Origin of the sequence: Streptococcus lishijunsis (assembly GCF_047290665.1) — a bacterium.
In the GTDB taxonomy this organism is placed as follows: Bacteria; Bacillota; Bacilli; order Lactobacillales; family Streptococcaceae; genus Streptococcus.
This window is the reverse complement of record NZ_JBLBUC010000002.1, coordinates 157,244-181,567: the sequence shown is the minus strand read 5'-3', so window position 1 is coordinate 181,567 and position 24,324 is coordinate 157,244. Positions and strand designations below refer to the sequence as shown.

Annotated in this window: 22 protein-coding genes, 1 other RNA gene and 1 pseudogene; 5 read left to right on the top strand and 19 right to left on the bottom strand. The window is 41.5% G+C overall.

Translation table 11 applies throughout. The annotated features are described in order from the left end of the window. Nucleotides 1–14 precede the first annotated feature (14 nt). Together ACLN19_RS02205 and cysK are read left to right on the top strand one after the other, a co-directional pair. On the top strand, nt 15–653 hold the full coding sequence (locus ACLN19_RS02205; protein ID WP_413382815.1) for a YigZ family protein: 639 nt from the start codon (nt 15–17) through the stop codon (nt 651–653). Nucleotides 654–747: 94 nt separating this feature from the next. Further along, on the top strand, nt 748–1,674 hold the full coding sequence (gene cysK / locus ACLN19_RS02200) for a cysteine synthase A (protein ID WP_413382813.1): 927 nt from the start codon (nt 748–750) through the stop codon (nt 1,672–1,674). Nucleotides 1,675–1,706: 32 nt separating this feature from the next. On the opposite strand, the gene ACLN19_RS02195 is transcribed toward cysK, so the two are convergent. The 14 genes from ACLN19_RS02195 to ACLN19_RS02130 all read right to left on the bottom strand — a co-directional run bounded on the left by ACLN19_RS02195 (nt 1,707) and on the right by ACLN19_RS02130 (nt 16,660). After that, complete coding sequence (locus tag ACLN19_RS02195; RefSeq protein ID WP_413382811.1) at nt 1,707–2,066, bottom strand: S1 RNA-binding domain-containing protein; 360 nt, start codon at nt 2,064–2,066, stop codon at nt 1,707–1,709. After that, on the bottom strand, nt 2,067–3,467 hold the full coding sequence (locus ACLN19_RS02190) for a bifunctional Cof-type HAD-IIB family hydrolase/peptidylprolyl isomerase (protein WP_413382809.1): 1,401 nt from the start codon (nt 3,465–3,467) through the stop codon (nt 2,067–2,069). Between the two features lie 40 nt (nt 3,468–3,507). Further along, entirely contained in the window at nt 3,508–4,149 is a 642-nt protein-coding gene (locus ACLN19_RS02185) for a response regulator transcription factor (protein ID WP_489686306.1), read from the bottom strand. Then, nucleotides 4,136–5,173 carry an envelope stress sensor histidine kinase LiaS gene (locus ACLN19_RS02180; protein ID WP_413382805.1) on the bottom strand — a complete coding sequence of 346 codons (1,038 nt, stop codon included), beginning with the start codon at nt 5,171–5,173 and terminating at the stop codon, nt 4,136–4,138. Before ACLN19_RS02180 ends, ACLN19_RS02185 begins: the two co-directional genes overlap by 14 nt. Continuing rightward, a complete protein-coding gene (liaF, locus tag ACLN19_RS02175) occupies nt 5,170–5,865 on the bottom strand; it encodes a cell wall-active antibiotics response protein LiaF (RefSeq protein WP_413382803.1) in 696 nt (231 codons plus the stop codon). Before liaF ends, ACLN19_RS02180 begins: the two co-directional genes overlap by 4 nt. 83 nt (nt 5,866–5,948) lie before the next feature. Beyond that, the gene (pknB, locus tag ACLN19_RS02170) at nt 5,949–7,901 is read right to left on the bottom strand and encodes a Stk1 family PASTA domain-containing Ser/Thr kinase (RefSeq protein WP_413382800.1); all 1,953 of its coding nucleotides are present in this window, start codon (nt 7,899–7,901) and stop codon (nt 5,949–5,951) included. Then, nucleotides 7,898–8,638, bottom strand: coding sequence for a Stp1/IreP family PP2C-type Ser/Thr phosphatase (locus ACLN19_RS02165; RefSeq protein ID WP_413382797.1), 741 nt, complete (start codon nt 8,636–8,638; stop codon nt 7,898–7,900). Before ACLN19_RS02165 ends, pknB begins: the two co-directional genes overlap by 4 nt. 42 nt (nt 8,639–8,680) lie before the next feature. Beyond that, entirely contained in the window at nt 8,681–10,036 is a 1,356-nt protein-coding gene (gene rsmB / locus ACLN19_RS02160) for a 16S rRNA (cytosine(967)-C(5))-methyltransferase RsmB (protein ID WP_413382794.1), read from the bottom strand. Then, nucleotides 9,990–10,925: a methionyl-tRNA formyltransferase gene (gene fmt, locus ACLN19_RS02155; protein ID WP_413382791.1), complete on the bottom strand. Its 936-nt coding sequence runs from the start codon at nt 10,923–10,925 to the stop codon at nt 9,990–9,992. Before fmt ends, rsmB begins: the two co-directional genes overlap by 47 nt. Before the next feature lie 26 nt (nt 10,926–10,951). Beyond that, nucleotides 10,952–11,506, bottom strand: coding sequence for a hypothetical protein (locus ACLN19_RS02150; RefSeq protein WP_413382788.1), 555 nt, complete (start codon nt 11,504–11,506; stop codon nt 10,952–10,954). An 11-nt stretch (nt 11,507–11,517) separates the two neighbouring features. Then, nucleotides 11,518–13,896: a primosomal protein N' gene (locus ACLN19_RS02145; protein WP_413382785.1), complete on the bottom strand. Its 2,379-nt coding sequence runs from the start codon at nt 13,894–13,896 to the stop codon at nt 11,518–11,520. A gap of 72 nt (nt 13,897–13,968) precedes the next feature. Further along, nucleotides 13,969–14,283, bottom strand: coding sequence for a DNA-directed RNA polymerase subunit omega (rpoZ, locus tag ACLN19_RS02140; RefSeq protein WP_413382782.1), 315 nt, complete (start codon nt 14,281–14,283; stop codon nt 13,969–13,971). Nucleotides 14,284–14,310: 27 nt separating this feature from the next. Beyond that, a complete protein-coding gene (gmk, locus tag ACLN19_RS02135; protein WP_413382779.1) occupies nt 14,311–14,934 on the bottom strand; it encodes a guanylate kinase in 624 nt (207 codons plus the stop codon). A 118-nt stretch (nt 14,935–15,052) separates the two neighbouring features. Further along, nucleotides 15,053–16,660 (bottom strand): ribonuclease Y, encoded by a 1,608-nt coding sequence (locus tag ACLN19_RS02130; RefSeq protein WP_413382776.1) that lies wholly within the window; start codon nt 16,658–16,660, stop codon nt 15,053–15,055. Nucleotides 16,661–16,822: 162 nt separating this feature from the next. Between ACLN19_RS02130 and ACLN19_RS02125 the strand changes: the two genes are divergently transcribed. Beyond that, nucleotides 16,823–17,305, top strand: a complete 483-nt coding sequence (locus ACLN19_RS02125; protein WP_413382773.1) for an S-ribosylhomocysteine lyase — start codon at nt 16,823–16,825, stop codon at nt 17,303–17,305. A gap of 48 nt (nt 17,306–17,353) precedes the next feature. Here the strand turns inward: ACLN19_RS02125 and ACLN19_RS02120 are convergent, their stop codons facing one another. From ACLN19_RS02120 to ACLN19_RS02100, 5 genes are all read right to left on the bottom strand, one after another. Further along, the gene (locus tag ACLN19_RS02120; protein WP_413382770.1) at nt 17,354–18,808 is read right to left on the bottom strand and encodes a cell division site-positioning protein MapZ family protein; all 1,455 of its coding nucleotides are present in this window, start codon (nt 18,806–18,808) and stop codon (nt 17,354–17,356) included. 11 nt (nt 18,809–18,819) lie between these two features. After that, nucleotides 18,820–19,980, bottom strand: a complete 1,161-nt coding sequence (locus tag ACLN19_RS02115) for a THUMP domain-containing class I SAM-dependent RNA methyltransferase (protein WP_413382767.1) — start codon at nt 19,978–19,980, stop codon at nt 18,820–18,822. 68 nt (nt 19,981–20,048) lie between these two features. After that, nucleotides 20,049–20,422: RNase P RNA component class B (rnpB, locus tag ACLN19_RS02110), an RNA gene on the bottom strand. A gap of 11 nt (nt 20,423–20,433) precedes the next feature. Further along, a complete protein-coding gene (gene gpsB / locus ACLN19_RS02105; RefSeq protein WP_413382764.1) occupies nt 20,434–20,772 on the bottom strand; it encodes a cell division regulator GpsB in 339 nt (112 codons plus the stop codon). Nucleotides 20,773–20,894: 122 nt separating this feature from the next. Continuing rightward, the gene (locus tag ACLN19_RS02100) at nt 20,895–21,416 is read right to left on the bottom strand and encodes an SLOG family protein (protein ID WP_413382761.1); all 522 of its coding nucleotides are present in this window, start codon (nt 21,414–21,416) and stop codon (nt 20,895–20,897) included. 81 nt (nt 21,417–21,497) lie between these two features. On the opposite strand from ACLN19_RS02100, the pseudogene recU reads away from it, so the two are divergent. Next, nucleotides 21,498–22,111: pseudogene (recU, locus tag ACLN19_RS02095) on the top strand (Holliday junction resolvase RecU). Then, nucleotides 22,098–24,320, top strand: a complete 2,223-nt coding sequence (gene pbp1a / locus ACLN19_RS02090) for a penicillin-binding protein PBP1A (protein ID WP_413382758.1) — start codon at nt 22,098–22,100, stop codon at nt 24,318–24,320. Before recU ends, pbp1a begins: the two are co-directional and overlap by 14 nt. Nucleotides 24,321–24,324: the final 4 nt, after the last annotated feature.

Below are 24,324 nucleotides of genomic sequence, written 5' to 3'. Positions count from 1 at the left end.
GGTACAATCGTTATATGACTAACTATAAAACAATTCAACAAGATGGTAGCTTTGACATAGAGATCAAAAAATCACGCTTTATTTGCCAAATGAAGCGTATCAGCTCTGAAGAAGAGGGACGTCAATATATCGCCGCTATCAAGAAAAAGCATTATAAGGCCAATCACTCCTGCTCTGCTATGATTATCGGAGATAATAGTGACATCAAACGCTCAAGTGATGACGGTGAGCCCAGTGGAACAGCTGGCATTCCCATGCTAAGTGTCCTTGAAAAGCAAGGCTTAACCAATGTCATCGCCGTTGTCACACGCTATTTTGGTGGTATCAAGCTAGGCGGAGGGGGCCTTATTAGGGCTTATAGTAATAGCGTCTCCCAAACTATCAATCACCTAGGTCTTGTACATGTCAAGGAGCAGGCAGGTATTCAAGTGACCCTGACTTATCCACAATACCAAACTTTTGCGCAATTTTTAGAAGCAAACGATCTTTTTGAACAAGATACACAGTTTTTAGAGGCGGTAACTAGCCACCTCTATCAAGATCCCGATAAAATGCCTGGCATAATTGAGCGTTTAATTGACTTCTACCAAGGGAAAGTCCGCATAGATAAAATTGATAGTCAAATCATCGAAGTCCCTCTACCAAAAGAGTGATAAAAAATACCTATCACACCCATAAAAAACTTCTATTTTACAAAGGCTAGCTCTCGTCTTATACTAAAACTAGCAAGTAAATAAAGAGGTAATTATGGCTACAATCTATCAATCCATTACAGAGTTGGTCGGCAATACACCCATTGTCAAGCTCAACCATATTGTCCCAGAAGACGCAGCCGATATCTACGTCAAACTAGAAGCCTTCAATCCAGGCTCTTCTGTCAAAGACCGTATCGCTCTAGCTATGATTGAAGATGCTGAACAAAAGGGACTTTTAAAACCTTCTGACACCATCGTAGAAGCTACATCTGGCAATACTGGCATTGGACTGGCCTGGGTAGGTAGCGCTAAGGGGTACAAAGTTGTCATTGTCATGCCAGAAACCATGTCCGTCGAACGTCGCAAAATCGTCCAAGCCTACGGTGCAGAGTTGGTTTTGACACCTGGTAGCGAAGGTATGAAAGGCGCTCTAGCTAAAGCCAAAGACATCGCTAAAGAGCGTCACGCCTTTATGCCCTTGCAGTTTGAAAATCAAGCTAACCCAAACATTCATCAAACACAGACAGGAAAAGAAATCCTTGATGCTTTTAAGGATAAACCTTTAGATGCTTTTATAGCTGGCGTGGGAACAGGAGGCACTATCACAGGTGTTTCACGCGCTTTAAAAGCAGCTAATCCCACTATTCAAGTCTATGCCGTTGAAGCTGACGAATCTGCTGTTCTCTCTGGAGACCAACCTGGGCCTCACAAAATTCAAGGTGTCTCTGCTGGCTTTATCCCAGATACACTAGATACTAAGGCTTATGACCATATTGTCCGTGTTAGCTCTGATGATGCTATCCATACAGGACGCCTCTTAGGTGGTTTGGAAGGTTTTCTTGCTGGCATTTCCGCCTCAGCAGCCATCCATGCGGCTATCCAAGTCGCCAAAGAGCTAGGAAAAGGGAAAACAGTCCTTGCTCTCCTACCTGATAATGGCGAGCGCTATCTCTCAACAACCCTTTATGATTTTGATTAAGCTAAAAAGAACTGCCAATAAGCAGTTCTTTTTTAAGATGTCTGTTTTAAAAATTGTTTGGCTTCTTTTATCCAAATCGGTAATTGTTTTTCAAAGGGTTTAAACCCAATCTTATAACGACTATTGGAAAAGCGATGCCGATGGGGAAAATGATGTTTTTCCTCTTCCAATGTCCGCATCGATAAGCTAGCTTTTTGACTGTATTCGTCATAATCAACAACTTGAACAAAGACTTCCTGACCGACAGACAAGGTCCGATAAATATTATCAATATAGCCTGTCTTAATCTCTGAGATATGTATCAAGCCTATCGTGCCATTGTCTAGCGATACAAAGGCACCATAAGGCTTAATACCTGTAATTTTACCTCTGTGTTTTTCACCAATTTTCATCTAGTCCTCGATTTCTATGGTCTTTATAACAACATCCTCTAAAGGCTTATCTTGAAGACCTGTCTCAACATTAGCAATAGCATCCAAGACATCATAAGAATCACTATCTATCAATTGACCAAAAACGGTGTGTCTGCGATCAAGATGAGGAGTCCCCCCTTGTGTAGCGTAAATCTCTGCAATCTCTTCTGGCCAACCTCCTCTAACTAACTCTTTTTTAGCATAAGGAAGGTTCGTATTTTGCACGATGAAAAACTGACTACCGTTAGTATTTGGTCCAGCATTTGCCATAGACAAAGCCCCTCGGATGTTATAGAGTTCCTCTGAGAATTCATCTTCAAAGCTCTCACCATAGATAGACTCACCACCCATACCAGTTCCTGTTGGATCTCCACCTTGAATCATAAAATCTTTGATAATACGGTGGAAAATAACACCATCATAGTAGCCATCTTTAGCTAGGGCTATAAAATTCGCCACCGTCTTTGGTGCTTGATCAGCAAACAAAGCCAGATGCATATCCCCAAGAGTCGTCTTAATCGTCGCCTTAGGTCCTTTTGATTCCTTAAGAGATAGCTGCGGGAAAGAAAGTGTCTTGTCAATCAACCCTAAGTCCACCAAAGCGTGGTAAATACCGTCTTCTGCTACTGTTTTAGTAACATAATCAGCTTTTTCTTTTAATTCTGGAACAGCATTGCCCATAGCGATAGCAATACCAGCATAATCAAAGACTTCAAGGTCATTTGGACCATCACCAAACACCAAGATATTCTCTGGCTTAAGTCCTAGTAAGTCTGCCAATTCAGAAACACCTGCTGCTTTTGACATAGCTTTTGAGACGACATCAGAAGAATGCTCATGCCAACGGACAAAGCGAAGCTCATCAGCTAGCTCTTGTGTTGGCTGCACTTTGTCGCCATTGGTCTCAAAGGTCCACATTTGATAGACGTCATTGGTCTTGTAATAGTCAGGCTCAACATCACAAATCCCATAAACTGGCTCCATCGCTTCATCAATCATGCTATGGCGCTCAGAGACTACAGGTTTATCCTCACCTGCAAAACCATACGCAATGCCCTTATCCTTAGCAAAAGCCACATAAGCTTCAACCACCTCTTTACTAATAGGGTGTTTTGAGATAGGATTAGCCTTTTTATCTAAGATATAAGCACCATTTATCGTCACAAAATAATCAGGTTTTAAGGCACGAATCTCAGGAACAACACCATAATAAGCACGTCCAGAAGCAATCCCTGTCAAAATCCCCTTGTCTTTTAAGCCTTTAAACACAGCTTTGATTGACTCTGGCATATAGGCAGGCTCTTTCATACGCAAGGTATCATCAATGTCAAAGAAAACAGCCTTGATTTTTTTAGCTTTATACTTTAATTTAGCGTCCATAATACTCCTTACTTGTTAGTTGATTACTCTATTATATCACTTAATCCTCACCTTGTGGGACAAGATGGTGCTGAAAAGCATAGACCACTGCTTGAGTACGGTCAGAAACCTCTAACTTGGCTAAGATATTAGACACATGCGTCTTAACTGTCTTTAAAGAGATAAATAGCTCGTCTGCAATCGTTTGATTGTCATATCCTTTAGCCAAAAGCCCTAAAATATCACGCTCACGCGCCGTCAAATCCTCATATAATTCTGGATGGCTATCGTGCTCTTTAAACTTTTTATCCACTTCTGTCTCAATAGCCAGCTCCTTGCGATTGACCTTGCGGATAGCATTCAAAATTTCAGCAGCACTAGATGTCTTTAGCATATAACCTTTAGCACCTGCCTTAATCACAGGGTAAATCTTGCTATTATCCAAATACGAGGTCAACACTAAGATTTTAGCCTCAGGCCATTCTTCTAATAAGCTTAATGTCGCCTCAACCCCATCCATCTCTGGCATCACCAAATCCATCACCACCACATCTGGTCGCTTCTCTAGTGCCATGGCTACACCTTCTTGCCCATTTTGGGCTTCACCAATCACCTCAACATCTGGCTGAAGATCTAAAAAACTCTTTAAGCCCAAGCGCACCATCTCATGATCGTCCACTAAAATCACCTTAATCATTGTTATGCTCCTCTTTATATTCTTCTTTATGGCTGGTATCATCGACTATTAAGGGCAAGCGAATATCAAGGCTTGTACCCATTCCTTTTTGGCTCAATAACTGACAAGACCCCGCTAAATCATCCACACGATCACGGATATTTTTTAAACCGTAACTGAGATTATGATGCTCATCAAGATCAAAGCCAACACCGTTATCAATCATTTTAAGCTGTAAGGCATTTCTCGTCTGATTGAGATAAACCTCAAGACGACTAGCCCTAGCATGTTTTAGGGTATTGCTGATAAATTCTTGACCGATACGAAAGATATTATCCTCAACTTTTTTAGGGAGCTTGCTGGTATTATTTTCATAAATAACCTCAATGTTACTCTTGTCGGTCAACTCTTTTAAAATGATGTCAAACCCTTCTGACAATGTTCGATTCTCCAGCTCAATCGGTCTTAGATGTAACAGTAAAATCCTCAGGTCATTTTGGGCTCTCTCAAGTGTCTCTTCGACCACACCTAGCTGCTTTTCTAACACATCACCTTGTAAATCATGAGCGTTTTGCGTTAATCCTGAGAGAATCATGGTCGCCGCAAATAGATTTTGGCTGACCGTATCGTGTAAATCACGCGCAATGCGTCCTCGCTCTTTTTTGACAATTTCCTCGCCATTTAGTAAATCCTGATTTTCAGTATTTTGAAGACTGGTTGTCAGTTGTGCCATTTTTTGAGATAAACGTTTCAGATTAGCATTGATTTCCGTATCTTCTTCTATTTTCAAAGGTGTGTTGGTCAAGATACGGCGTAAATTCATATTGATACTACGTTTACTCAAGTCATCTAAAATCAACCAAAATAGCAACAACAGCACTGTCAAAGACACCGTGATGAAAAAAATGGAAAAAAGAAAGTGCTCCAAGACCCATATATTATGAAAACGTTGAGCTAGGTCAATGCCCAAGCTATCTAACGTGACAAAAACAATAGCTGATACCGTTAGAATCGCATAAAAGAGCAGCAATAAATAATACTGTTTTTTCATTGACGACTAACCTCCACATCTCCAGCGATAGTGTTGACAACTAGCTTCACACGCTTGACCTTGTGCTTCTCCTCAGCCTTAAAAAGACTTATGGACTCATTTCTAAGGTCATATTCATCAAAATCCAGATACCTAACACTACCATAGACAGAGCTGATTTCCGCTTTGACGGCAACATCAATTGGCACGATAATTTTAGTTGGACCAAATACCTTACGAATCAAGATGACATTGTCCTTGCCAGAGACTATAGCCTGTGTCAAATCAACCGTATCACTCCCAATAGTTCTAATCACATTGATATCATCAAAGGCATAAGTATCACCTTCATGGCTAGTATTGCCTAACCATTGATTGGTCAACGCCCTAACCGTGACAGCCTCCTTTTTTAGCTGAATCAAGGCATAGCGATTTTTCTTTTTGACTTGGGAAAAATGATTGATAACAACATAAACAACGGCAAGCACCACCATCAAGACAATATAAGGATTCAACATAAAGACAAAGAGTAACAGCAACAAACTAGCTGTCAAAAGAAGATTACCTCTATCGTCTTGATTGTAAAAGCGTAGTACCAAAAGGACCGCTGCCAGCATAGCAATGAAACTGGTTACATCTTCTTGTAAGATGGTCATAAGCCCCAATGCTAACAAAACTGCTTCTACGACAATAAAAAATTGAAACTTATGCATAAAACTTCTCTCCCTTTACCCATATAAAAAGGAGGTTGAGACATGTGTCTCAGCCTCACTATCTATTAGTTATAGCGCTCATCTCAGCCATTTGAGCTACTCATCTCTGTACTAGAGCTTTGAGAGCTATCTTCTGTCGATGTTGATGACGACTGGCTCTCCTCACTACTAGAGATAGAGCTTGAGGCGACGCTCTCACTCGTACTTGATTGTTGACTTTCTGGCTGCGTCTGCGTAGAAACCGCAGGCTCGCTATGGCTGTCATTGCTATAAAAATACAAGCCAATCTCATCTGACTCAACCAAGATACTATCTCCAGCATAAGGCGTTTGTGCTGTCACAATATCAGCATCATTGACACTACCTTCGACATAGCCTCCTTGACTAGCACTATAAACATAGGTCTTAATATGGCTAGTCTTGACACCCAAAGCTCTCAACTCTGATACCGCATCCGCATAAGTCACTTGATAGAGATTTGGCATCGTCGCCGTATCATTTTTAGCAACTGTAAAGGTGATTTTGGTATCAGCAGTATTGACCTCAGTATCTGAGTCTGGGGTTTGACTGATAATCACCCCATTGTCATACAGACGAGATGAGACCGTTTTTTTCGTGATTTGTGATTTAGATAGCCCATATTGGCTCGTCAGCTTCGCGACAACCTCATCATAAGATTGGCCGACATAATCCTCCATCGTAAACGTCCTAGCTGTACTAGCGACAAAGATATTAACTGTGGAGCCTTCTTTTTTAGTACTGCCAGCGCTAGGGTCTGTCCGAACCACTTGCCCACTTGAGACATCATTACTATCTATTTCCTTGACCTCACCAACCTTTAGCCCTGACTGCCTAATCTGTGTCTGAGCTTCTGCTAGACTAGAACCTACAACATTTGGCACCTGGACACTTGTTGGAGAGGTAAAAATCAAGACAGCAATCGCTGCGACAATAACCACCACCAAGGCTACAAAACTCTTGATAGCAACGCCAAACCAGCGACGCTTTAAGGTACGCTTTCTAGCTTTAGACGCCTTAGGCTTATGACTAGCTGATTCTTGTTTATCCTTCTCTTCTTGTCGCTCTTTAACCTCTTTTTGCTTTTTAAGCAGCTGATCAGTCGATAAACTGGTCTGTGTTTGAGAGACTTTAGGTAGCGTCTTAGTAGTCTCAGCATCACCAAAGATCACCTTAGGCTCTTGGCTACGACTTGGGCTAAGAGCAGTGGCTAGATCCCGACTCATCTCAATCGTTGAGGCATAACGATCAGTCAGCTTTTTAGCGGTTGCTTTAATAACCACATTTTCAAGTGCTTGTGGCACTGCCTTATTTTCATCAATGATAGATGGCAGAGGTTGTTGAAAATGCTGCAAGGCAATAGTGACAGCGCTATCACCATCATAAGGGATATGCCCTGTCAACATCTCAAACAACATAATCCCCATAGCGTAGATATCACTTTGCACCGTTGCTTTAGAACCTCTTGCCTGCTCAGGAGACAAGTAGTGAACACTTCCTAACATGGAATTGGTCTGAGTAAGACTCGTCTCTGCAAAAGCCACAGCAATCCCAAAGTCGGTAACCTTAACAGTCCCATCTCTTGTCAATAGAATGTTTTGTGGTTTTAAATCACGGTGAATAATACCTTGCTGATGGGCCATAGTCATAGCTGACAAGACTTCTTCCATGATACGCACCACTAGAGCATTTGGAAGAGGCCCATGCGCTTGAATATAGCGCTTTAAGTCTGGACCATCGATATACTCCATGACCAAGAATTGCTGACCATCTTCCTCACCAATATCACGAATGCCCACGATATTGGGGTGATTAAGCTCTGACATAGCTCTTGCTTCACGCTGAAAGCGAGCAACAGCTATCTGATCGGTCTGGTAATTGGTACGCAGTACCTTAATAGCCACTTCTTCATTGTCTAAAATCAAGTCACGCGCCAGATACACATCTGCCATGCCGCCTCGACCAATGGATTTTAAAATGCGATAGCGACCCGCAAACAATTTTCCAATTTGTATCATGTCTCGCCCTCGCTTTCAAAATGAACCAACGCTACTGAGATATTATCCAACCCACCACGCTCATTAGCCAGAGCAATCAAAGCCTCACTCTTTTCATCAAGAGTCATGTCTTGATTTAAAATAGAGATGATATCGTCCTGTGATACCATATTGGTCAAACCATCACTATTGATAATCAAATAATCGCCATCTTCTAAGATATGCGCTGCCAAATCTACCTCAACAGGATTAGCTTGCCCAATAGACTGAGTAATGATATTTTTTTTAGGATGCGTTGCAGCTTCTTCTTCTGTGATTTCTCCTGCTTTAACAAGTGCATTTACTAAAGAGTGATCGCTTGTTAAAAGTTGGTATTGATCGCCACGAACCAAACCAATCCTAGAGTCTCCAACATGGGCAAAGATGATATGATTACCAACAACAGCAACAGCCTCAACAGTTGTTCCCATGCCTTGATATTCTTCTGTTTGACCCATATTATGAATCTTTTGATTTTCCTCTTCAATGACTCTTAATAACCAGTCACGAATAGCAATCAAATCTGTAAAGTCTGTCTCAACCCATTGGTTGCCAAGATCTAGGACTGTCATCTCACTAGCAACATTGCCCGCACGGTGACCTCCCATGCCGTCTGCTAGAACAACCAAAGTCACACCACTTTGATTTTCAAAATGGCTGACATAATCTTGGTTGCTAGAACGACGCTGTCCTACGTCTGTTAACAGTGATAATTTCATAATCGTTTACTTCCGACTGTTATCGGTCTTCCTTCTAAACACTTATGCCTCTCGTCTTACTTGAGCAATAAAGAAACCGTCTGTTCCATATTGTTCAGGAGTAATGGTGATATAGCCATCTGTGACTATATCTGGGCAGTCGTGTGTCAGTTTTACTTGTGTGAAATTAGGATGTTCCTTCAAGAATTGTTCGATGACTTGACGGTTCTCTCTCTCAAAAATCGTGCAAGTACTATATGTTATTATACCACCTTTACGTATAGTTTGACAAACATTATCTAGGATTTGTAGCTGAATGGCAGCTAGACTTGCCATATCTTGATTGGCTTTGTTGTATTTGATGTCTGGTTTACGACGTATAAGCCCAAAACCTGAACAAGGCGCATCTACCAAGGCTTTATCAAAAGCATCTTTACCAAAAACCTCAACTACCTTTGTCGCATCTAACTTTTTAGTTTGAATCTTATCCTCAAGATGAAGACGCTTGGCATTATCTTTGATTAGCTGAAGCTTATGGTCATAAAGATCCAGAGCAACCACATGCCCACTGCTCAAGTAAGAAGCGATATGGGTCGTCTTACCGCCAGGAGCACTACAAGCATCTAACACTATCTCATCCCCTTTGAGAGCCAAAGTCGGCGCTACTAGCTGACTGGACTCATCCTGTATGGTGATTTGTCCTTCTCTAAAGTATCTAGTATCTGAAAAATGACCGCTAGAAGAGACTAAAGCACTTTTTGCTAACAGTGAGTCTGATAGCCTCAAGTCTTGTTTGAGCTGCTCTTTATCTGAGTCTGGACTGACTCTTAGGCTAGCTTTATTACGCACAAAAAGGCTCTCAAGAATAGCTACTGCTCTTTTTTCACCGTAGGTGTCTATCAGTTCTTTGACTAGCCATACAGGTGTTGAATAACGAATAGACAGTCGTTTATTATGACGCTTGATACTATCAATGTCAGGTAGCTCCTCACTTGTCAAACGGCGTAAAAGTGCATTGACATAGCGATATGCCCCTGTTTGTAAAGAGCGTTCCTTAGCAATAGCCACAGCCTCATAGACAATGGCATGATTGGGAATTTTGTCCAGATAGAGCATTTGATATAAGCTCATCATCAACAAATAATACACCCAAGTCTCAATGTTGTTGCGGTCTTTAATATAGTGAGCTAAGTACCACTCCAAGGTCAACTTCCTACTCACACTACCATAGACGATCTCTGTCACTAAAGCCTTATCCTTAGCGCTTAGTGGTGAGTGTTTCAACGCCTTATCTAAGGCAATATTGGAATAAGCGCCTCCTACAAATACCTCTTCTAAAATCTCAAGTGCTAGACGCCTTGCTTCTTGTCCTTTACTCACCAAAATAATCACCCACCTGAATCTCACGTCCAAGCCCATTTAAGAAGTCTTTAATGGCCATCTTTGGCTTACCTGCTGGTTGAACAAGCTTAAGAGCAACAGCTCCCTGACCAGCTGCTACAACCAAGGAAGATTTGGTTTTTTGAATGACTTCTCCTGCATTGCCACTTCCTTCTACTTCTGTCACTTCGTAGAGCTTCAAACGCTTGCCATTCCACAAGGTATGTGCCACAGGCCAAGGATTCATCCCACGAACATGATTAAAAATAGCACGCGCTGACTTACTCCAGTCAATACGCTCTTCTTCAGGTTGGATATTAGGTGAAAAGCTTACTTGGCTAGCATCTTGTGGCTCAGGTATCAAGTCTTTATTGATATAAGCCGGCAACTTATCAAGTAGTAAATCACGACCAAGCACTGCTAATTTATCAAATAAAGTCCCAACATTGTCCTCATCGCTAATGGCAATACTGGCTTTTGCAATCATATCACCAGCATCCATCTCCTTGACCATCTCCATCAAGGTCACACCTGCCTCATCATCACCATTGATAAGGGCATAATGAATAGGTGCACCACCACGGTATTTGGGAAGAAGAGAGGCATGTACATTAACTGCAAAATCAAGACTGTCTAGAAGTTGACTTGGTAAAAATTGACCGAAAGCGGCTGTGACAATCCCATCTGCTCCTAAAGCCATCAAGTCTTTCAACTCCTGGCTACCAGATAATTTTTCAGGCTGATAAACTGGAATTGCATGAGCTAGTGCTACTTCTTTGACAGGCGTCATGGTCAATTCTTTTTTACGTCCGACAAGCCTATCAGGCTGTGTCACAACAGCTAAAATATCATAACGGTCATCTTCTAAGAGACCTTTTAGAACTGTCGCTGAAAATGCAGGTGTTCCCATAAATAGTAATTTTGTCATGTATTTCTCCTTCCAAAGCGCCTTGATTAAGCATGGCGCCGTCTAAGACTTTCCTTTACTTTGGGGTATTTTTTCGTCAATAGATAAGCATAAAATGCGCTGACAAAACCTGTCAAAGCCCAGATATACCAACTCTTAGTCGTGCTAAAGGTCGTAAATGAAAAAATTTCACGCCTCAAGTCACCTAAGATATCCTCAACAATTGATGCAGAAGTCATCTCCTCACCTGTCAAAAAGACCTGTAAGACGATACTAAGCACAAGAGTCACTCCCCAACCTATCAAAAAGGAAGGGCCTTTTTTTATTTCAATAATCGGACGCTGGTATTTATCAAACGTCCCATTGTCCTTGATAACCACATCCCTTAGCTGATAGCTTGCAATTGCAAATGACACTAAGACAATCACAGCTAATATAGCCAAATGCCAAAGACCTATCTCAAAGTGAACAGTCAATAAGATCAACGCATAAGCAGGCAAAATGACCTGCTCAAAGCGTCCTATCTCTTCAAAAACAAGGGCTTTATAGCTGATATAGCCAATCCCTAATAGCAACAATATAACACTCACCATCTCTATCATATCCCTTCTAATCACATTTGCTGAGGCTCAGAGTCAATCAACAAACGTAAGTCTTTATTGTCCTTTTCTTGTGTCCAATCTAAAAGCCTATTGAGACAAGCCTCTAGATAATCCTCAAAGCGGTATTTGACAATGATCTGATAATGATATAAATTATGCGTCCTTGCGATAGGTTTTGGGGTCGGACCAAGGATAAGCGCTTGCTGGCTGACACTTTGCTTTAGCATGCCAAAGACCTCATAAGCCTTTTTTTCTACCACTGCCTCATCCTTATGCGACAAGGTCAAGCCAACTGTATAATAATAAGGTGGATAGCCCATCTTATGACGTATGCTCATCTCGTACTGATAAAAACGCTCATAGTCTTGTTCTTTAGCTAGCTCAATAGCATAGTGCTTAGGATTGTAGGTCTGAATAATCACCTCACCCAACTTATGTCCACGCCCAGCTCGACCTGCCACCTGAGTCAAAAGCTGAAATGTACGCTCCGAACTTCTAAAATCTGGCAGATTTAAAGCTGTATCAGCATTTAAGACACCCACCAAGGTCACATTAGGAAAATCTAAACCCTTAGCTATCATTTGCGTCCCTAGTAAAATATCAGCCTCACCAGCACCAAACTGCCTCAGTATCTTCTCGTGAGCACCTTTTTTTCGTGTGGTATCCACATCCATCCTCAAGATACGTGCTTTAGGGAAAAGCTCTTGTAGTTCATCGTAAGCTTTTTGCGTCCCTGTACCATAATAGCGGATACTGGCGCTATGACAGCTAGGACAGTGTCTAGGAATCGCCTTTGAAAAGCCACAATAATGGCAATTCATACTCTTAGTATCCATATGCAAGGTCAAAGAGATATCACAGTTAGGGCAGTTATCCACATAAGCACACTCACGGCACATGATAAAACTTGAATAGCCTCTTCGATTGAGCATAAGGACGACTTGCTCCCTACGCTCTAAGCGCTCAGCCATTTTATCCAGTAAGACTGGCGTGTAGTTGCTAGGGATTTTCTCACCGATGTAATCTCTAAAGTCCACAACCGAAACCTTGGGCAAAATAGCCTTAGGATTCGCACGCTTAGTGAGACGTAGCAGTTGATAAACATGGCGACTAGCTCTTGCTCTACTTTCTATACTTGGTGTAGCTGATCCTAAGAGTAGAACTGCCTTATGATAAGTCGCACGAAGCAGAGCGACATCTCTGGCATGATAGCGTGGGTTAGATTCTTGCTTATAGCTTGCCTCATGCTCCTCATCAATAATAATAGCACCTATATTGTCTAAAGGTGCAAAAATAGCTGACCTAGCACCAACAACAACTTTTGCCTTACCCGCCTTAATCTTACACCATTCATCATATTTTTCGCCATCAGACAAACCAGAGTGCATAATCGCCACTTGCTCGCCAAAGCGTGAGATAAAACGCTCTGTCATCTGAGGCGTAAGTGCAATCTCTGGTACCAAGACAATAGCTGTCTTTCCTTGCTTTAGCACCTTGTCAATCACATGAAGATACACTTCTGTCTTTCCTGAGCCTGTAATCCCCTCTAATAAAAAAGGCTTACTGGTCTTGCCGACCTGCTGGCTAATCGTTGTGACTATCTCAGATTGCTCCTCATTAAGCTCCAAAAAAGGCGTCGTCTCAATATCTGTAAAATAATCGCTGGAGCGGCTCTCCACACGCTCATCAATAATAATAGCCCCTTGCTCCTTGAAAAAAGAAACCACATCACGAGAAAAGCTGGCTAACAAGTCACTCAAGGGAGCTTCTTCTTGATGATGGCCTAAAAACTCTCTTAACTCAAGGCGCTTCTTAGCACGCGGGCTTATCTCTAAGTGCTCTAAACGCTCTTTATCTACCCGATAATAACGTCGCTTTTTAAGCGTTTTCTTATCTTTAGCCAGATAGCGTACAGATAGCTCACCTTTTGCCACAAGACGATTAACGAGATTTTTTTGATCCTTATCTATCTCAGAATACAACAGGTTATCTTTTTTTGAAAACCATGTCATTAGCACATCCTTGGAGGTCTTAGCTGTCGGACGTAACTCTTTGTCATAAGTTGAGTTGAGAAGACTAGGTAGCATAGCTTTTAAGATAGAGACTTTGTAAGAAAAAACCTGATGTCTCATCTTATCAGCTAGCCACAACTGCTCCTTACTTAACACAGGTTCAACATCCAACAGCTCAGCGATACTTTTGAGGCCTGTCTCATCCCCATCACAAATAGCTAGCACAAAGCCTTGTACCAAGCGATTACCACGTCCAAAAGGTACATGGACACGACTGCCTACATCAACAAATGCCATCAACTCTTCTGGAATCTGGTAAGAAAAGGGCTTATCTGTCTGCATCAGCGCCACATCCACAATAACCTGAGCAATTGCCATAACGACCTCCTTATTTTGATAGGCTATCTTTTATTATAGCAAACAATAGGAAAAATCTAAGATTAGACAACCTTAGATTTTTTCACCTTCTTCTTTTTCTTTAGCAATACGCTCTTTGATTTGACGCTCTTCTTCTTCTTTACGAAGACGCTCTGCTTCAATACGAGCACGCACTGCTCTACGCTTTGCCTCAGGGTCTGGATGTACAGTGACATTACCAGACTCGATTTCTTCAAGGGCACGCAAAGTGGACTTGACTGATTTAAAGTCTTGGGTCGGTGTCGCACCTGCTTCTAACTCATGGGCACGCTTTGCTTGTAAAATAACCAATGAGTACTTAGACGGAACCTTATCTAATAAGGTATCAATAGACGGTTTTAACATCATAAGCTTTTTTCTCTTTTCTAGATTGAATTAACGACCTTGTGTGGTCTTGACCATATCACGATAATGCCCTATAACACGCTCTACGCGATAATGCTCTGTCTCAATGATATGCTTAACACGCTCTGCAGCAAGGGTCACCTCATCATTGACCACAGCATAATCATATTCACTCATCAGGGCAATCTCTTCTTTAGCACGCTCAATACGCTGTGCGATGACTTCCTCACTATCTGTCCCACGCCCAACTAAGCGGTCTTGCAACTCATCTAAATCAGGTGGGGTTAAAAAGATAAAGACACCATCTGGTACTTTTGCTTTCACTTGGAGCGCTCCTTGGACCTCGATTTCAAGGAAAACATCAATCCCCTTGTCTAAGGTTTCATTGACATAAGTCAGCGGAGTGCCGTAGTAATTACCGACATACTCAGCATATTCTAACATCTCACCTTTTTTGATGAGTTCTTCAAATTCCTCACGGCTACGAAAATAATAGTCAACACCATCCACCTCACCTGGACGCTGCGGACGTGTCGTCATTGAAACAGAATACTCAAACTGATGGTTAGGGTTAGAAAAAATTTCCTGCCTCACTGTTCCTTTTCCAACCCCAGACGGACCAGAAAAGACGATTAGCAAACCACGTTCTGACATGTCAAACCTCCCTTTTTAGTCTCTTTAGTTTACCAAAAAACACCCGTTATTTCAAGCGCTCTTTTTGAGCCGTCACTCAAAAGCTAAACGAAAAACCGAAAAACAATGTTTTCGGTTTTTATTTAGCATAATCAACAGCACGTAATTCTCTAATGAGTGTGACTTTGATATTCCCTGGATAATCTAGATTTTTCTCGATCTTTTGACGGACTTTATGTGATAAAATCACCAAATCATCATCTGAGACCTTATCTGGTTGTACCATGATTCTGATTTCACGACCAGCTTGAAGGGCAAAGCTATTTTGCACACCATCAAAGCTTTTAGCGATATCTTCTAGGTCACGTAAGCGCTTGATATAGTTTTCAATAGATTCATTTCTAGCTCCTGGTCGTGCTGAACTTAGGGCATCTGCCGCTGCGACAAGCACAGCAATGACACTCTCAGGCTCAACATCTCCATGATGACTAGCAATCGCATTGACCACGACAGGATGTTCTTTATATTTCCGAGCAAATTCGGCACCAATTTCCACATGACTTCCTTCAACCTCACGGTCAATGGCTTTACCCATATCATGTAAAAAACCTGCGCGTCGTGCTAAATCAACATTTTCACCCAGCTCACCTGCCAAGATACCTGCTAATTTGGCTACCTCAACAGAATGACGCAGGACATTTTGACCATAGCTGGTCCTAAATTGCAAGCGTCCCATGATTTTTATCAAGTCAGGATGAAGATTAGGTGCACCAATTTCAAAAGCAGCGGCCTCTCCATACTCACGAATCCGATCATCTAGCTCTAAGCGATTTTTTTCAACTAAATCTTCGATGCGTGCTGGATGGATGCGACCATCTTGGATTAGAGTCTCTAAAGTCAATCTTGCAATCTCACGACGAATAGGATCAAAACCAGATAAAACAACCACCTCTGGCGTATCATCAATGATAATATCAATCCCTGTCAGACTCTCAAGCGCACGAATATTACGCCCTTCACGCCCGATAATGCGCCCCTTCATACTATCATCTGGTAGATGGACTGTTGTTATCGTCTGCTCTGAGACGAAGTCTCCCGCCAAGCGTTGCATAGACTGAGCTAGGATATTTTTGGCAATTTTATTGCTTTTTTCCTTAATCTCTCGCTCACTATCTCGAATACGACTAGCAATGTCATGTGACAAACTTTTTTCCGTCTGCTCTAAAATCACTTGCTTAGCATCTTCTTTTGTTAGTTGAGCAATACGCTCCAATTCTTGATGTTTTTGTTCTTCCAAATCTACGACTGCTTGCTCGCGCTCATCAATATGTCTAGTTCTATCGTTTAGACCCTGCTCTTTATGCTCAAGGAGTTTTTCCTTATCAGACAATTTTTCATCTTTACGATCAAGTGTTGAAGCACGCTCACTCAAGCGGCTCTCCATTTGTTTTAACTCTTGTCTTTCTGATTTGAACTCTCTATCAACATCTTCACGATACTTCCTAGCCTCTTCTTTTGCTTCTAAGAGAATTTCTTTTCGTTGAGCTTTTCCATCACGCTCTGCTGACTGACGAATCTGATTCGCCTCCATTTCAGCCTTGCTACGAACATTGACAGCTTCTTGTTCAGCATTTAAAAGAGTTTGTTCTGCAGCTTCTTTTGACGCTTTTAAGCGCGCTGTAATCACTGCATAACCGATAACCAAACCAATGAGGGCACAAACAACCGCAATGATAACATTCAGCATGTTGATACCTCAATCTAATATTATTAACTTTCACAAAGAAAGCACACCTAAAAGTTTACCATAAACACAACTATTTCTCAATTTAAAATGGTAAGCATTTTTTAAGTTTTTATGATATGATAAAAAAGAAGATACTTAAACGATTCATTAAAGGAGAAGATTATGTCAAAAGACGTCATTGTAGAAAGTTTTGAGCTTGATCACACCGCCGTAAAAGCACCCTATGTCCGCTTGATTTCAGAAGAATCTGGACCTTTAGGGGATGTGATTACAAACTTTGATATTCGACTTGTACAACCCAATGAAAATGCCATCCCAACTGCTGGACTTCACACGATTGAGCACCTGCTTGCCAAGCTGATTCGCTCACGCATTGATGGTATGATTGACTGCTCACCTTTTGGATGCCGTACAGGCTTTCATATGATTATGTGGGGACGTCATTCAAGCGCTGATATTGCTAAAGTCATCAAGTCTAGCCTTGAAGAGATCGCAAATAGTACCTCTTGGGAAGATGTACCAGGGACTACTATCGAGTCTTGTGGTAACTACAAAGACCATAGTCTCTTTAGTGCCAAAGAATGGGCTAAGCTGATTTTAGATGAGGGCATCTCAGCAGACCCTTATCACCGTCACATCGTCTAACACCAAAAAACACCTAGATAATCTAGGTGTTTTTTACTTTCTAATAGCTTAATAATCAAGCGCATCTGAGTGACCAGGTGCATTTCCAACAAAGTAGCCAGTCTTATCGTTTAGCGAGAAGAGATAGGTTCCATCTGGTTTAAAGAGGTTGTAATAACCATTACCATTGATAATATTGACACGCTCCAAGATAAACTCATTGCCTGTGATATAACCACGTTGACGTGACGTATCTAGTATCTTCTCAAGAACCCCAGGATTGAAAGTCCAAGCGGCATTACTGCTATCAGCAATCGCACTCTCATTGTAAGGGACACGACTTAGGTTACGCTGAAGGCTAGCAGGATTGTAGTTTGTGATACCATAGCCTGTCACTGCAGTAGCAGGTGCTGTATTGACCTCCTGTGTATTAGCTTGCTCACTAGCTTGAGGCGAACTTTGTGTAGATGCTTGAGCTGTATTGTTGTCTTGATTGCTAGAGGCACTTGCTTCTGATTGGCTAGAGGTAGCTTGAGCTGATAATTGATTTCGTCCATCTGAGATAGCTGATTGAATCAACTTATCCAAGCTAGCATTTCCAGTATTGAGCGTCTTGCTAGCTAGATTGTCAAAATTCGCATCCGACTTGACTGTCGCATCTACTTTTTGACCATCCACAATCACATCAGATTCAAACTGACTATTAACACTTTGAATCGCCTCAATCTGTGCTGAAAGCGCATCGTATTTTTTCTTAGCTTCTTCGTAGTAGTCTGTATCTTTTAGCTTATCAAGCGTTGCTTTTAAGTCTGCTAATTTTGAAAACTCACTATTTTTCAAATCAGTCTGCTTATCATCTGTAAAGAAAGCGCCATACTGATTGTTAAAGGATTCATTTAGCTCTTTAGCTTTGGCGTTTGTACTTGTGCTTGTACTTGTTTTTGTCGTTTTTGAGCTTGAGCTAGCGCTACTAGTCGTCTTTGTCTCCTGTTGAGAACCAAACCACAAAAGAACAAAGGACAAAATGCCCAAGACAAAGGCAATAAGACCACCATAGACTAGACGTCTTGTCCGTCTTTCTTTGCTATCATCCTCAACAAAAGGCTCCACCGTATCAAGCTTATCAGACTCCTCAGAGAGCAAAGGAGCAGGATCTGCGACTTGATGAGCTGGCTCTTTTTCTGGGGTAACATCCACAGTATCCAGATCTAGCTCTTGGTCAGCCTTGGCTTCTAGCTGTGCTATTTCATCGAGTTCTTGACGTTTTTTCTCAATAAAATCATCCAAAGCTTTTGTGTCTAGCTGCTCTAAATCAGAGACCTTACTCTCAAACTTCTCAGCGCTGACTTCATCTCTATGTTGCTTGATATAGCGATCTAAGACACCGTCTTGGTCTGTAATCCCTGCCTTGACTTCTGCTTCTTTTCGAACCGCTTCGCCAACGGTCATATTTTGTGCCTCTTCAAAATCAATACCATCAGAAGGTTGATTGGCTTGTGAGTGCTTATTTTTATCTTCTGTCACACTAACATCTCCTAATCGCTCTTTTTAGGACGTTTTACACGCTGACCAAAAAATTGATATAAGTCAACCTTTAAAACGCCATTATACAATTTTCGTTTTTTATCTGCCTGGCGCCCAAATTGTTGCTCAAATGTCTCATCACTTGTCAAAATAAAGAGGCTCCAAGTCTTTAATGGCGCAAAAGTTGCACCCATTTCATTATACAAAATATGGACTGCTTTGTCATCAAGTAAGCGCTCGCCATAAGGGGGATTAGAGATAATAACACCGTTAATCTTATCTGTCTTTAAATCCTGCAGGCGCATCTGCTTAAAGCAAATAACCTCAGCCACGCCTGCTTCCTTGGCATTTTGCTTGGCTATCTCAATCATTCTCCCATCAATGTCAAAACCTGAAATATCAAGCTCAATATCCTCCTTGATAAGAGCCTTAGCTTTTTGCCTCATCTCTAACACAAGGTTGTCATCAACCCAATCCCAAGCCTCAAAAGCAAATGCACGTCTTAAACCTGGAGCTATGTGTTTTGCCATCATAGCCGCCTCAATACAAAAAGTCCCAGAACCACAGGTCGGATCAATCAGAGGCTTATCAGGATACCAATTGGATAACTCTAAAATAGCTGCTGCCATATTTTCCTTAATCGGTGCACCACCCTTAGCCACACGATAACCACGTTTAAACAAACTTTGCCCTGTCGTATCTATCATAACTGTCGCCTTGTCCTTTAAGATAGACACCTCTATCTTATACTCAGCACCGACTTCTTGAAGTGGTACACCCTCAGGACGATGATAAAGCTGCTGCAACTTTTTGACAACTGCCTTCTTTGTAATCGCTTGAACGCTTGGTTCATTGTGTAATTTAGACTTGACACATCTCGCCTTAGCAATCGGAAACTTAGCGCCTAACGGCAGATAATTTCCCCAATCTAGCTTAAAGACCCCTTGAAAAAGCTCTTCAAAGGTCCTAGCAGGAAAAATCCCTACAATAATCTTGATACGATCTGCAGAGCGCAACCATAGATTAGTTGTCACAATCGTTTTGACATCACCCTCAAAGTAAACCTTACCATTATCGACTTGACACTCAATGCCTAGTTCTCTTATCTCCCGACCAACAATAGCCTCTAGCCCAGCTGCTGCTGTCGCCACCAATTTAAACTGTTCTTTCATCTCAATTCCTTATCTTCAAAAAATAGGGCTGAGATAAACTACCTCAGCCAAAAACCTATAATGCAATTTTCTATAAGCCATGTTTTGTTCCAGTAGCAACTAGGTCTTGCTACCTTCGATAATCATCTGTCTACTGCCAAAAAGCAGTCAGGATAGATTGTTCTTTTTTCCAACTATCCCATGCCCCTACCAAAGTTTGGGTTGCTAGCTTGAGGGGTTTACCGCGTTCCACTTTTTAAGTTTCCCTAAAAACTTCGTCACTGTGGCACTTTCAGAGCTACTAAGACATATCAAAAGACTTAGCCCTTTTGCTCGCCGTAAGGTAGAAAACTACCTCCCTAGGCTTATTGCTTCGCCTAGCACAAACACTACCGACATCACAGTCAGTGCTAGCATGGACTTTCCTCATAACACTCTATGTGCTACGCGATTATCCAAAAATTGCACATATTACTACTCTCTCACTTGCTTGCCAAAGACTTCTTTTTCAAGACGGCTAATACGCTTTAAAATATCAAGATTAGTCGCTGTTTGTGAGACTCTGTTATTGACAACTGGTTGTTCAAAAAAGGCATTGGCTTTTTGATAAGCAGACTCACTACTCATCTCAGCTACTCGTCCTTTTTTAAGAGAGGTATTTTCCGCTGTTAAGCGGTCAATCTCTGCCATAAAAGCCTCATAATCTTTGATAACAAGATCTAAAAACTCATCCACTTCACTTCGATCATAACCCCGCATGGCTACCTTAAAATCTTTTTCAAAGATATCCTTAGGGACAAATGTCACATTCATACTACACTGACTCCCTTACATTCAAATCGTTTTATCTCATACTATATCTAACGTTCCTTAATCATACCTAAATTTAGCCAAAAAATCAAGTTAAAGTCTTCAAGATATACAAGGTGATGACCTTATTCTTCAATAGCTAGCTCATTTAAGGTATCAAAGGTAAGGTAGGTGATAGGATAATCTTTTTGCTCTTGCATCATAGCCAAAAGGTGCTTGAGATGTGTCTCATTGTCACTATCATAAAAAAGATAAGCTTGGTCTGTATTTTCTATAACAAACTGGTTGTGCACTCTAAATTGACTGGGATTGGTGTAGGCTGGAAAAGAATATTTCACAAAATCCAGTGCCTTAAAAGCTTGCAATTTTTCTTGATTAGCCTCATTCCAGTTGCTTCCATGATTCTCAAAAGGAAAAAGTGTTGCCATACTAAAGAGATACCCCTCTTTTTGAAGGTCTCTTAACACCTCTAGTGCCCAATATTCAAAACCTAGATTGCCCATAAAAATAAACCAATCCACCCCGTCATCTAAAAAGCGAATCATATCGCGCCTTATCGCTTTCTTGATAATTGTCACCTTGGGGTCTTTGTCTTTAAAGATCCCTAATTCAAAACTTTTATAACCTGTAACCAGAATTGCAGTCATTTTATGCCAACCTTTCTAAATTTATGATATAATGGGAATGCTTATACCTTATAAGGAAAATGATGTTAGGAGTTTTCAACAATGGTAAACTATCCTCATGGACTTATTCGTCATCATAAGCACTCTAATACTAGCAAACCATTGCGTTCAAATGCGGTTGATTTTGCTAATCGGGGAATGTCTTTTGAAGCAGCTATCAATGCTAGTAACGACTACTATTTGTCGCGAAAGATAGCTGTTATTCACAAAAAGCCTACACCTGTTCAAATCGTCAAAGTTGACTACCCCAAACGTAGCCGTGCCAAAATTGTAGAAGCTTACTTTAGACAAGCCTCTACCACTGACTACTCTGGTGTCTTTAAGGGTCGCTATATCGATTTTGAAGCTAAAGAAACCCAGCAAAAAACCGTTATGCCCATGAAAAATTTTCACGAGCACCAGATTAACCACATGGCAAATGTGTTAGAGCAAGATGGTATATGTTTTGTGCTTTTGCACTTTTCAACCTTGAAAGAAACCTATCTCCTGCCAGCAAGTGCCCTCATTCGCTTTTACCAGCGTGATTATGGTAGCAAATCCATGCCTCTTGATTATATCAAAAAAAATGGATTTAAGATTGGCTTAGGAGCGTATCCACAAGTTCCTTACTTAGATATTGTGGAAGAACATTTATTTTAGGCGGTGATTATCATTAAAACAACAGTATTCAAATGGCTGAAATATGGCTTAAGTGCTCTTGTCAGTCTCTTTATTATAGGAGTGATTGCTGGTGGTCTTTTCTTTGCTTACTATGCTGTAAAAGCACCTAAGCTCTCTGAAGAAGCACTCAAATCATCCAATTCCAGCCTGGTCTATGATGCTAATAACAATCTAATAGCTGACTTAGGCTCTGAAAAGCGTGAAAACGTCAACACAGACACTATCCCTGTCAAGCTTGTTGAAGCGATCACCTCTATCGAAGACAAGCGTTTCTTCAAGCATAGAGGGGTTGATGTCTATCGTATTTTAGGAGCTGCTTGGCACAACTTGACTAGCTCAAGCACTCAAGGGGGCTCTACTCTTGATCAACAGCTCATAAAGCTAGCTTACTTCTCGACTAAAGAGTCCGACCAGACCTTAAAGCGTAAAATTCAGGAAGTCTGGCTTGCCATTCAGATGGAGCGCAAATACACTAAAGAAGAGATTTTAACCTTCTACATCAACAAAGTGTATATGGGTAATGGTAACTACGGTATGCAAACGGCAGCCAAATCCTACTATGGTAAAGAGCTAAAAGAACTCTCCATAGCCCAATTGGCTCTCTTGGCTGGTATCCCTCAAGCACCTAGTCAATACAATCCTTATGACCAACCAGAAGCTGCTCAAACACGTCGTGATACAGTCTTATCTGAAATGTATCAAGATGGCAATATCACTAAAGAAGAATATGATCAAGCGATTGCTACTCCTATCACAGATGGCCTACAAGAGCTACAAGAGACGACAAGTTATCCTAAATACATGGATAATTACTTAAAACAAGTCATTGAGCAAGTCAAGGAAAAAACAGGTCAAGACATCTTTACAGCAGGGCTTAAAGTCTATACCAATGTCATTCCAGAAGCACAACAACAACTCTATGACATCTACAATAGTGACGTCTATGTGGCTTATCCAGATGATGATATGCAAGTCGCCTCAACCGTCATCGATGTCACAAACGGTAAAGTCATCGCACAATTAGGTAGTCGAAATCAAGACACCAACGTCTCTTTTGGAACCAACCAAGCAGTCCTTACCGATCGCGACTGGGGCTCAACGATGAAGCCTATCACAGATTATGCGCCAGCTATTGAAAGCGGTGCTTACACATCAACAGCACAACGCTTGAATGACTCTGTTTATTACTGGCCTGGAACAAGCACGCAAATCTACAACTGGGATCGTCAGTATATGGGGTGGATGACTATGCAAACAGCTATCCAACAATCCCGTAATATCCCTGCCGTTCGAGCCTTAGAAGCAGCTGGACTTGATTACGCCTTAAAATTCCTAAACGGCTTAGGCATTGACTATCCTGAGATGCACTACTCAAACGCCATCTCAAGTAACACAAGTGACAGCTCTCAAAAATACGGCGCAAGCTCAGAAAAAATGGCCGCAGCCTACGCAGCCCTGGCTAATGGTGGCACCTACTACAAACCACAATACATCAATAAAATTGATTTTAGTGATGGTACTAGTGAAACCTACGAAGCCGAAGGTAGCCAAGCGATGAGTGCGACAACTGCTTATATGATGACTGATATGCTTAAAACGGTTCTTACCTATGGTACAGGGACACGCGCAGCTATCAACGGTGTTATCCAAGCTGGTAAGACAGGAACATCTAACTATAGCGATGATGAGCTCGCTCAAATCGAAAGTGAAACAGGCATCTACAATAGCGTTGTTGGTACTATGGCTCCTGATGAAAACTTCGTCGGCTATACTAACCAGTACGCTATGGCTGTTTGGACTGGCTATAAAAACCGTCTCACACCAATCTATGGAGACGGACTTAACGTCGCAGCAGATGTTTATCGCTCTATGATGACCTATCTGACAAATGGTTATAGCTCAGACTTTACAATGCCTACTGGGCTTTATCGAAGCGGTGGTTATCTCTATCTTACAGGTACTGGGACTAACTACCTCAACCAAGCAAGTAGTTATAGTACTTATCTACCCTCTTCATCCTCAAGTAGTACAAGTAGCGAGGAAGAAGAGACAGACGAGACAAGCACCAGTAGCGAATCGACTTCTTCATCCTCAAGAACTCAGACCTCTTCAAGCAGTCCAGAAGACAATGATTTTGAAGAAGAGCATTCCTCTCGTTTTGAAGACGATTTTGCCCCTGATACTAACAATAGTACAAACCCATAATAAA

Excerpts from the sequence above, each read along its gene's own strand:
- ACLN19_RS02205 (WP_413382815.1), top strand. The coding sequence starts at position 15 with ATGACTAACTATAAAACAATTCAACAAGATGGTAGCTTTGACATAGAG.
- cysK (WP_413382813.1), top strand. The coding sequence starts at position 748 with ATGGCTACAATCTATCAATCCATTACAGAGTTGGTCGGCAATACACCC.
- ACLN19_RS02195 (WP_413382811.1), bottom strand. The coding sequence starts at position 2,066 with ATGAAAATTGGTGAAAAACACAGAGGTAAAATTACAGGTATTAAGCCT.
- ACLN19_RS02190 (WP_413382809.1), bottom strand. The coding sequence starts at position 3,467 with ATGGACGCTAAATTAAAGTATAAAGCTAAAAAAATCAAGGCTGTTTTC.
- ACLN19_RS02180 (WP_413382805.1), bottom strand. The coding sequence starts at position 5,173 with ATGAAAAAACAGTATTATTTATTGCTGCTCTTTTATGCGATTCTAACG.
- liaF (WP_413382803.1), bottom strand. The coding sequence starts at position 5,865 with ATGCATAAGTTTCAATTTTTTATTGTCGTAGAAGCAGTTTTGTTAGCA.
- pknB (WP_413382800.1), bottom strand. The coding sequence starts at position 7,901 with ATGATACAAATTGGAAAATTGTTTGCGGGTCGCTATCGCATTTTAAAA.
- ACLN19_RS02165 (WP_413382797.1), bottom strand. The coding sequence starts at position 8,638 with ATGAAATTATCACTGTTAACAGACGTAGGACAGCGTCGTTCTAGCAAC.
- rsmB (WP_413382794.1), bottom strand. The coding sequence starts at position 10,036 with ATGGGCTTGGACGTGAGATTCAGGTGGGTGATTATTTTGGTGAGTAAA.
- fmt (WP_413382791.1), bottom strand. The coding sequence starts at position 10,925 with ATGACAAAATTACTATTTATGGGAACACCTGCATTTTCAGCGACAGTT.
- ACLN19_RS02150 (WP_413382788.1), bottom strand. The coding sequence starts at position 11,506 with ATGATAGAGATGGTGAGTGTTATATTGTTGCTATTAGGGATTGGCTAT.
- ACLN19_RS02145 (WP_413382785.1), bottom strand. The coding sequence starts at position 13,896 with ATGGCAATTGCTCAGGTTATTGTGGATGTGGCGCTGATGCAGACAGAT.
- rpoZ (WP_413382782.1), bottom strand. The coding sequence starts at position 14,283 with ATGATGTTAAAACCGTCTATTGATACCTTATTAGATAAGGTTCCGTCT.
- gmk (WP_413382779.1), bottom strand. The coding sequence starts at position 14,934 with ATGTCAGAACGTGGTTTGCTAATCGTCTTTTCTGGTCCGTCTGGGGTT.
- ACLN19_RS02130 (WP_413382776.1), bottom strand. The coding sequence starts at position 16,660 with ATGCTGAATGTTATCATTGCGGTTGTTTGTGCCCTCATTGGTTTGGTT.
- ACLN19_RS02125 (WP_413382773.1), top strand. The coding sequence starts at position 16,823 with ATGTCAAAAGACGTCATTGTAGAAAGTTTTGAGCTTGATCACACCGCC.
- ACLN19_RS02115 (WP_413382767.1), bottom strand. The coding sequence starts at position 19,980 with ATGAAAGAACAGTTTAAATTGGTGGCGACAGCAGCAGCTGGGCTAGAG.
- gpsB (WP_413382764.1), bottom strand. The coding sequence starts at position 20,772 with ATGAATGTGACATTTGTCCCTAAGGATATCTTTGAAAAAGATTTTAAG.
- ACLN19_RS02100 (WP_413382761.1), bottom strand. The coding sequence starts at position 21,416 with ATGACTGCAATTCTGGTTACAGGTTATAAAAGTTTTGAATTAGGGATC.